Origin of the sequence: Oleiagrimonas sp. (genome assembly GCF_027858935.1) — a bacterium.
Taxonomy (GTDB): domain Bacteria; phylum Pseudomonadota; class Gammaproteobacteria; order Xanthomonadales; family Rhodanobacteraceae; genus Oleiagrimonas.
The window spans coordinates 1-8,032 of the sequence record NZ_JAQIBU010000017.1 but is presented as its reverse complement, the minus strand read 5'-3'; the positions used below and the strand labels follow the sequence as shown (position 1 = coordinate 8,032).

At 64.6% G+C, this 8,032-nt stretch carries 8 protein-coding genes; all 8 read left to right on the top strand.

Annotation, left to right across the window (positions count from 1 at the left end):
* The first annotated feature begins 70 nt into the window (after positions 1-70).
* On the top strand, positions 71-529 hold the full coding sequence (locus tag PF446_RS00865) for an SUF system Fe-S cluster assembly regulator (RefSeq protein WP_298068763.1): 459 nt from the start codon (positions 71-73) through the stop codon (positions 527-529).
* Complete coding sequence (gene sufB, locus PF446_RS00860) at positions 526-1,995, top strand: Fe-S cluster assembly protein SufB (RefSeq protein ID WP_298068761.1); 1,470 nt, start codon at positions 526-528, stop codon at positions 1,993-1,995. The genes PF446_RS00865 and sufB overlap by 4 nt, the downstream gene beginning before the upstream one ends.
* A 73-nt stretch (positions 1,996-2,068) precedes the next feature.
* Entirely contained in the window at positions 2,069-2,725 is a 657-nt protein-coding gene (locus PF446_RS00855) for a class I SAM-dependent methyltransferase (RefSeq protein WP_298068759.1), read from the top strand.
* 2 nt (positions 2,726-2,727) lie between these two features.
* Positions 2,728-3,078, top strand: a complete 351-nt coding sequence (locus PF446_RS00850; RefSeq protein WP_298068757.1) for a DUF3147 family protein — start codon at positions 2,728-2,730, stop codon at positions 3,076-3,078.
* Between the two features lie 52 nt (positions 3,079-3,130).
* On the top strand, positions 3,131-3,895 hold the full coding sequence (sufC, locus tag PF446_RS00845; RefSeq protein ID WP_298068766.1) for a Fe-S cluster assembly ATPase SufC: 765 nt from the start codon (positions 3,131-3,133) through the stop codon (positions 3,893-3,895).
* Positions 3,895-5,220 carry a Fe-S cluster assembly protein SufD gene (gene sufD, locus PF446_RS00840; RefSeq protein ID WP_298068765.1) on the top strand — a complete coding sequence of 442 codons (1,326 nt, stop codon included), beginning with the start codon at positions 3,895-3,897 and terminating at the stop codon, positions 5,218-5,220. The genes sufC and sufD overlap by 1 nt, the downstream gene beginning before the upstream one ends.
* A 22-nt stretch (positions 5,221-5,242) precedes the next feature.
* Positions 5,243-6,475, top strand: coding sequence for a cysteine desulfurase (locus PF446_RS00835; protein WP_298068756.1), 1,233 nt, complete (start codon positions 5,243-5,245; stop codon positions 6,473-6,475).
* 402 nt (positions 6,476-6,877) lie between these two features.
* Positions 6,878-8,032: amidase (locus PF446_RS00830; protein WP_298068754.1), on the top strand; the 1,155-nt coding region annotated here is incomplete at its 3' end.

The following is an 8,032-nucleotide window of genomic DNA, read 5'->3' as shown; positions in this document are numbered from 1 at the left end:
GCGGTGCATTGACCCTGCCGGACTTAATCCGTACCATTTTGGTACTTTATCTGGACCCGACGGGCCTTGCATGCTTCGTGTCAGTCGATTGACCGATTACGCCACCGTGGTCATGACCGGCCTGGCCGCGCAACCCACGACCGTGCTCAGTGCGGTGCAGATTGCCGAGGAAGCGCGTCTGGAACTGCCCACTGTCAGCAAGTTGCTGAAGACACTTGGCCATGCAGGACTGGTCGAATCGTTTCGCGGCGCCAACGGCGGATACCGTCTGGCGCGGGCGGCCGAGACGATCACGCTGGCCCAGATCGTGGAAGCCATGGAAGGGCCGCTCAGCATGACCGAATGCAGCGTCAGCGTAGGCAACTGCGATCACGAGTCCTACTGCAGTGTGCGCGGCAACTGGCAGCGCATCAATGCAGTCGTTGCACGGGCCTTGCGCGGCATGACCCTGGCCGAGATGCTCGAACCGGTCCCGCAACCCGTGCATCTGGTTCCATCCACCAAGACGTCCGCCAAGGTTTCCTCATGACTGCCGAACGTACCGACATCACCGCCACCCTGCGCGACAACGCCGAAGTCGCCGAGGCCCTTTCGCGCCGCTACGGCGCCGGATTCATCACCGATATCGAGACCGACAGCCTCCCGGCCGGCCTCAACGAGGATATCGTGCGCGCGCTGTCGGCCCTGAAGGAAGAGCCGGCCTGGATGACCGAATGGCGCCTGGACGCCTACCGTCACTGGCTGACCATGCCGATGCCGCACTGGGCCAAGCTGAAGATCGCGCCGATCGATTTCCAGGCCATCAGCTACTACGCCGCGCCCAAGAACCGACCCAAGTCGCTGGATGATGTCGACCCCAAGCTGATCGAGGCCTACGACAAGCTTGGCGTGCCGCTGCACGAACGGGCGCGTCTGGCCGGCGTCGCCGTCGATGCGGTGTTCGACTCGGTGTCCGTGGGCACCACTTTCCGCAAGGAACTGGCCGAGGCCGGGGTGATCTTCTGCTCGATGAGCGAGGCCATCAAGGAGCATCCCGAACTGGTGCGCGAATATCTGGGCACGGTGGTGCCCACCGGTGACAATTACTTCGCCGCGTTGAACTCGGCAGTGTTCTCCGATGGTTCGTTCGTGTTCATTCCGAAGGGTGTGCGTTGCCCGATGGAGCTTTCCACCTACTTTCGCATCAACGCCGGCCACACCGGCCAGTTCGAGCGCACCCTGATCATCGCCGAGGATGGCGCCAGCGTGTCCTATCTGGAAGGCTGCACCGCGCCGATGCGCGACGAGAACCAGCTGCACGCCGCGGTGGTCGAGCTGGTGACGCTGGAAAAGGCCAGCATCAAGTACTCCACGGTGCAGAACTGGTATCCGGGCGACGAAAACGGCGTGGGCGGCATCTACAACTTCGTCACCAAGCGCGGTGATTGCCGCGGCGACGACAGCAAGATCTCCTGGACCCAGGTCGAAACCGGTTCGGCGGTCACCTGGAAGTATCCCAGTTGCGTGCTGCGCGGCGACCGCTCGGTGGGCGAGTTCTACTCCGTGGCGCTGACCAACAACATGCAGCAGGCCGACACCGGTACCAAGATGGTCCACGTCGGCAAGGACACCCGTTCGAAGATCATCTCCAAGGGCATCTCGGCCGGTCGCAGTTCCAACGCCTACCGTGGATTGGTCAAGGTGGAGAAGGGCGCCGAAGGCGCGCGCAATTATACCCAGTGCGACAGCCTGCTGATCGGCAAGCGCTGTGGCGCGCATACCTATCCGTACATGGAAGTGAAGAACCCGAGCGCCATCGTCGAGCACGAGGCCACCACGTCGAAGATCTCCGACGACCAGATGTTCTACTGCCGTTCGCGCGGACTGGACGAGGAGAACGCGGTCTCGATGATTGTCGATGGCTTCTGCAAGCAGGTCTTCCGCGAGCTGCCGATGGAATTTGCGGTCGAGGCCAAGAAGCTGCTGGAAGTTTCACTGGAAGGCGCGGTGGGCTGAATGGCAGGAATTCGGTATGCGCGCCGGATCACCAGCAGCATGATTTCCTTTACAAGGGTCGATGATTGAGAGCATGGCCGAGCACAAGATCAAGCAGCCGGAGATGTCCCGCCAGGCACACTGGCAGGAGGTGTACCGGGACAAGTCCGAGCAGCAGACCAGCTGGTTCCGGCCGCACCTGGATGCCTCGCTGCGCTGGATCGACAGCCTGGAACTGCCGCCCGACGCGCCGCTGATTGATGTCGGCGGCGGCCGTTCGACCCTGGTCGACGACCTGCTCGACCGCAGTTTCACCGATGTCACCGTGCTCGACCTTTCCGACGCCGCGTTGGCGCAGTCGCGGCTACGCCTGGGCGACCAGGCTGCTTCGGTCCACTGGCTGGCCGGCGAAATCACCGAGGTCGAACTCCCGACGGCGCACTATGTGTTGTGGCACGACCGTGCGGTGTTCCATTTCCTGGTCGAGCACGACACGCAGCAGCGCTACGTGATCTCCGCGGCGCGCTCAATGCGCGACGGCGGGTACATGGTCTTGGCAACTTTCGCCGAGGACGGCCCGGAGCGCTGCAGCGGGCTGCCTGTGGCGCGCTATGGCGCCGACCTGCTGGCGGCCCGTTTCGCCCCACATTTCGAATGCGTGGAGGCCGGCCGCGAAGTGCACCGCACGCCGTTCGACACCGAGCAGCCGTTCACCTATGTGGTTCTTCGCCGCATGGCCGGGAGTGCCTGACGATGCTCTACCTGTTTACCAAATATGCCATTTCCGCTGCGCTGGTGGTGGCGATTTCCGAGATTGCCAAGCGCAGCGGCAAGCTGGGCGCGTTGCTCGGCGCGCTGCCGCTGATCTCCGTGCTGGCGCTGGTGTGGATGTACGTCGAGCGCCAGCCGACGGCGCGCATCGGCAGCTACGCCTGGTACACGTTCTGGTACGTGATCCCGACCCTGCCGATGTTCCTGGCCATGCCGTGGCTGCTGCAGCGCTTAGGTTTCGCCCTGTCGATGCTGGTTTTTTGCCTGGGCACCATCGCGATCTTCATTGCCTTTGCCCTGGTGATGCGCCGCTTCGGCGTGCAGCTGCTGTGACGACGGCCATCGAATCCCCGACCCCACTGACCGAATTCCGACAACCATGACCATGCTGACTATCGAAAACCTGCACGCCCGCGTCGAGGGCAAGGCCATCCTCAAGGGCCTCTCGCTGACCGTCAACCCCGGCGAGGTGCACGCCATCATGGGCCCCAACGGGGCCGGCAAGTCGACGCTGGGGAACGTGCTGGCCGGACGCGAAGGCTTCGAGGTCACCGAGGGCTCGGTGACGTTCATGGGACAGGATCTGCTTGCCATGGAACCGGAGGCACGGGCCGCTGCGGGCGTGTTCCTGGCCTTTCAGTATCCGGTCGAGATCCCGGGCGTGAACAACACCTACTTCCTGCGCGCAGCCTACAACGCACAGCGCAAGGCGCGCGGCGAAGCCGAGCTGGACTCGATGGAATTCCTCAAGCGGGTGCGCGAGAAGCTCAAGGTCATGCAGTTGTCGCCGGACCTGCTTAATCGTGCGGTTAACGAGGGCTTTTCCGGCGGTGAGAAAAAGCGCAACGAGATCTTCCAGATGGCACTGCTGGAGCCGAAGCTGGCGATCCTGGACGAGACCGACTCGGGCCTGGACATCGACGCGCTCAAGCAGGTCGCCGAAGGCGTCAACGCGCAGCGTGATCCGTCACGCGCATTTCTTCTGATCACGCACTACCAGCGCCTTCTGGACTACATCGAACCCGATTTCGTGCATGTGCTGGCGGATGGCCGCATTGTCGAGAGCGGCGACAAGAACCTGGCGCACAAGCTGGAAGAGCACGGGTATGCCTGGGTCAAGGATCTGGGCGAGCCGGCGGGGGCTGCGTGATGACGTCGCCCTTCGTCGATGCCTTTGCTGAATATGGGCCCGGGGCCCAGGCCGTGCTGCCGGGGTCCGGACAGGCCTGGCTGGACCAGGCGCGGCGGGCGCAGCTGGATGCCTTTGTCCACGACGGACTGCCGGGGCCGCGCAACGAAGCGTGGAAATACACGGCATTGCGCGCGCTGGCGCAGCGCGCGTTCCAGTCCGGTGATGGCGGAGCGCTGACGCGCGAGGTGGACCCGGAAATACTGCAGCTGCGCGGTGTCGATGGTCCGCGACTGGTCTTTGTGCACGGTGTTTTCCGGCCGGATCTTTCGCATCTGGACAAGCTTGCCGATGGCCTTTCACTGCAGCCGCTGTCGCAGGCGCTGGTCAATGATGCCGAGCCGCTGCGTTTCCTCCTGACCCGCGGCTGGGACCGCCCGGCGGACGCATTCGCCCGTCTCAATGCCGCGCTGGCCGGCGACGGCATGGTGTTGCGCGTGGCCGAAGGCATGCGGATCGATGCCCCTGTTCACCTGGTCCATGTCGGCACGCCAACCGAAAACGATCTGGCATGGCACGCGCGTAATCTGGTCGAACTGGGCGAAGCGGCCTCGTTGCATCTGGTCGAGCACCATGTGGGCACGGCCGCGCACCGCAACCTGAGTACCCAGATGGGCGACATCGTGTTGCGAGCCAACGCCGAGCTGGAGTGGACCGTGCTGCAGGAGGCTGGCGAGGGCGCGGTGCTGATGCGCCGCGAGGGGCTGCGCCTTGAGGCAGGCGCCAAGGCCCGCCTGCACGCGCTGGAACTGGGTGGTGGCACCGTGCGCCATGAGCTGGAGGCCGAGTTGCGCGGCAACGGTGCGCGGCTGGATACCCGAGGCGTGTTCGTGCCGTGCGCACGCCAGCACCTGGAAACCCGCCTGGACATCCGGCACATGGCGAAAAACACGAGCAGTGACGCGCTGTGGCGCGGCGTTGCCGACCAGCGGGGGCGGGGCGTGTTCCATGGCGCGATCACCGTGGCCGAAGGCGCCGACGGCGCCGACGCCGCGCTCAGCAACAAGAACCTGCTGCTGTCGCCGCATGCCGAAATCGACACCCAGCCGGTACTGGAGATCTATGCCGACGAGGTGATGGCCTCGCATGGCGCGACCGTCGGTCAACTGGACGAGACGGCGCTGTTCTACCTGCGCTCGCGCGGTCTTTCCGTGAAGCAGGCACGTACACTGCTGACGGCAGCCTTCTGTCGTGCCGCCTTGACGGATATGGACGGGTCCAGCCTGCGCGAAGACCTCGAAGCAAGAATTCAGGCGCGCCTTCCCGGGGATGAAACGGCTGCATGAGAGGCATGTCATGAACGCAAAGATGAACTCCATTCAACCGCTCGATCCGCAGGCCGTGCGTCCGGACTTTCCGGTGCTTGCACGTCAGGTACACGGCAAGCCGCTGATCTACCTGGACAGCGCCAATACCGGGCAGAAGCCCCTGGCCGTGATTCATGCCATGGACCGTTTCCTGCGCGAATCCAACGCCAACGTTGCGCGTGCAGTGCACCAGCTGGGCGAAGAGGCGACCAGCGCCTACGAGGGCGCGCGCGACAAGCTGGCCGAGTTCATGGGCGCCAATCATCGCGACGAGCTGGTGTTCACTTCCGGTACCACGCATGCCATCAACCTGGTGGCCTACAGCTTTGCGATGCCGCGCCTTGAGCCCGGCGACACCATCCTGGTCACGCAGATGGAACATCACGCCAACATTGTGCCCTGGCAGCTTGCCTGCGAGCGCACGGGCGCGACGCTCAAGGTGGCGCCGATCACCGAGTCCGGTGAACTGATCGTGGACAAGTTCATCGATCTGCTGACCCCGGACGTCAAGCTGGCCGCGTTCACGCATGTCTCCAACGTGCTCGGCACGATCAATCCGGTAAGGGCGCTGGCCCGCGCCTGCCGCAAGCACGGCATCCCTTCACTGATCGACGGATCCCAGGCTGCGCCGCATCTGCCGCTGGACGTCAAAGCCATCGGCTGCGATTTTTATGTCATCACCGGACACAAGATGGCTGGCCCCACGGGTACCGGTGTGCTGTGGGCGCGCAAGGAGCATCTGCAATCCATGCCGCCGTTCTTCGGTGGCGGCGACATGATCCGCAAGGTCAGTTTTTCCGGCACGACCTATGCCGACCCGCCGCACAAGTTCGAGGCCGGTACACCCAATATCTGCGGTTTTGTCGGCCTCGGCGCTGCCGTCGATTACCTTTCCAGCCTGGGCATGGCGCGCATCGAGGCCACCGAGCATGCATTGCTCGAATACGCCACGGCAGCGCTGCAGCAAGTGCCGGGCCTGCGCATCTTCGGTCAGGCCGCGCACAAGGCCGCGGTGATCTCGTTCCTGATCGACGGCACCCAGTCGCATGATCTTGCGACCATGCTTGACCTGCAGGGAGTGGCGGTGCGCTCGGGTCATCATTGTGCCCATCCACTGATGGATTTTTATGGCGTTCCGGCCACGGCCCGTGCCTCGCTGGCGTTCTACAACACGCGCGAGGAAATCGACCGCTTCGTCGAGGCGATCGAAAAGGTCCGTGGCATGCTGGCCTGAGGCCCGCAAAAATCCCTCCTCGTAGCCCGGATAAGCGCAAGCGCATCCGGGTGAGATCCCGCCGACTGCACCATCTCGGATCGCACTCGATGCGGTCATGATCTTGCCGAAGGCCCCGGGCTCGGTTTGCATGCGATGCGATCAGGGCCGCGTTGCGGCCCATCCCGGATGCGCTTGCGCTTATCCGGGCTACGTCGATCCGTCGTGACGATCTCCGGATCCCGTGTGGCGGTTCCGTCCGCGCGACGTGAGCGGTTGCGATATGCTCGGGAGTGCCTCCATGGAGTATGCATGCGCCCAGGGACCCCGGGCATGACCTGTTCACGAGGCATGGCGTGCGCACGATCGCAATCATGCGGCCGCTGCGTCCGGCGTGCCAGTCCGTCGTATCAAGGAATCGCCATGAAATCGCGCCGCCAGTTTCTTACCCGCATGCCGCTCGGTCTGCTGGGTGCCCTTGCTGCCTGGAAGCTCAAGGCCAAGACGCCCGCCGATGCCACATCCGTACCCGGTGCCGCACCTGCCTTCAATACCGCGGCGGGCGCAGGCCCGGAAGTGACCGACGCCACTTTCGCTGAAGCCGAGAAGCTGGTGCAGGTCAAATTGAGCACCCCCCACCGTGAGATGGCGGCCTCCAGCTGGCGCACCTCCATGGCCGGCACGATGGCACGGCGAACCGGTCCGCATGCCGTCGGGCTGGAGGAGGATCTGGCGCCGGCCACGGTCTGGAATCCGGAGTTGCCCGGCCACGCGGTCGGTCCGAAAACCGACCGCTTCCAGCCGGGCACGGCCACAGACCGCCCGCTGCCGAAAAACGATGACGACATCGCCTTTTCCACGGTCACGCAATTGGGGCACTGGATCCGCACCCGCCAGTTGAGCTCCGAACGCTTGACCAAGATCTACGTTGCCCGTATCAAGCGCTTCGATCCGAAACTGCGCTGTGTCATCACGCTGCTCGAGGAGCACGCGCTGAAACAGGCCCGCCAGGCCGACCGCGAGATTGCCGCCGGGAACTACAGGGGCCCTCTGCACGGCATTCCCTGGGGTGGCAAGGACCTGCTGGACACCGCCCATATCCGCACCACCTACGGCGCGGAACCGTTTCGCAACCGCGTGCCGAAGACCGATGCGACGGTGGTCAAGCGTCTCAACGACGCCGGCGCGGTGCTGCTGGCCAAACTGAGCATGGGCGCGCTGGCGCTCAACGACATCTGGTTCGGCGGCCAGACCATGAATCCATGGCTGCCGCAGGAGGGCTCCGGGGGTTCCAGTGCCGGACCGGGCTCGGCCACGGGCGCTGGCCTGGTCGCATTTGCCATCGGCAGCGAGACCCAGGGCAGCATCATCGACCCGGCGATGCGCTGTGGCGTGACCGGTTTGCGGCCCACCTATGGCCGGGTGCCGCGGACCGGCGCCATGACCCTGTGCTGGAGCCTGGACAAACTCGGCCCCCTGGCGCGTTCGGTGGAGGACACCATGCTGGTGCTGCATGCCATCAGCGGTCCGGATGCCGGCGACGTGGCCAGCGTGCCCAGCCGCCTGGACTACGACGCC

Excerpts from the sequence above, each read along its gene's own strand:
- PF446_RS00865 (WP_298068763.1), top strand. The coding sequence starts at position 71 with ATGCTTCGTGTCAGTCGATTGACCGATTACGCCACCGTGGTCATGACC.
- sufB (WP_298068761.1), top strand. The coding sequence starts at position 526 with ATGACTGCCGAACGTACCGACATCACCGCCACCCTGCGCGACAACGCC.
- PF446_RS00855 (WP_298068759.1), top strand. The coding sequence starts at position 2,069 with ATGGCCGAGCACAAGATCAAGCAGCCGGAGATGTCCCGCCAGGCACAC.
- PF446_RS00850 (WP_298068757.1), top strand. The coding sequence starts at position 2,728 with ATGCTCTACCTGTTTACCAAATATGCCATTTCCGCTGCGCTGGTGGTG.
- sufC (WP_298068766.1), top strand. The coding sequence starts at position 3,131 with ATGCTGACTATCGAAAACCTGCACGCCCGCGTCGAGGGCAAGGCCATC.
- sufD (WP_298068765.1), top strand. The coding sequence starts at position 3,895 with ATGACGTCGCCCTTCGTCGATGCCTTTGCTGAATATGGGCCCGGGGCC.
- PF446_RS00835 (WP_298068756.1), top strand. The coding sequence starts at position 5,243 with ATGAACTCCATTCAACCGCTCGATCCGCAGGCCGTGCGTCCGGACTTT.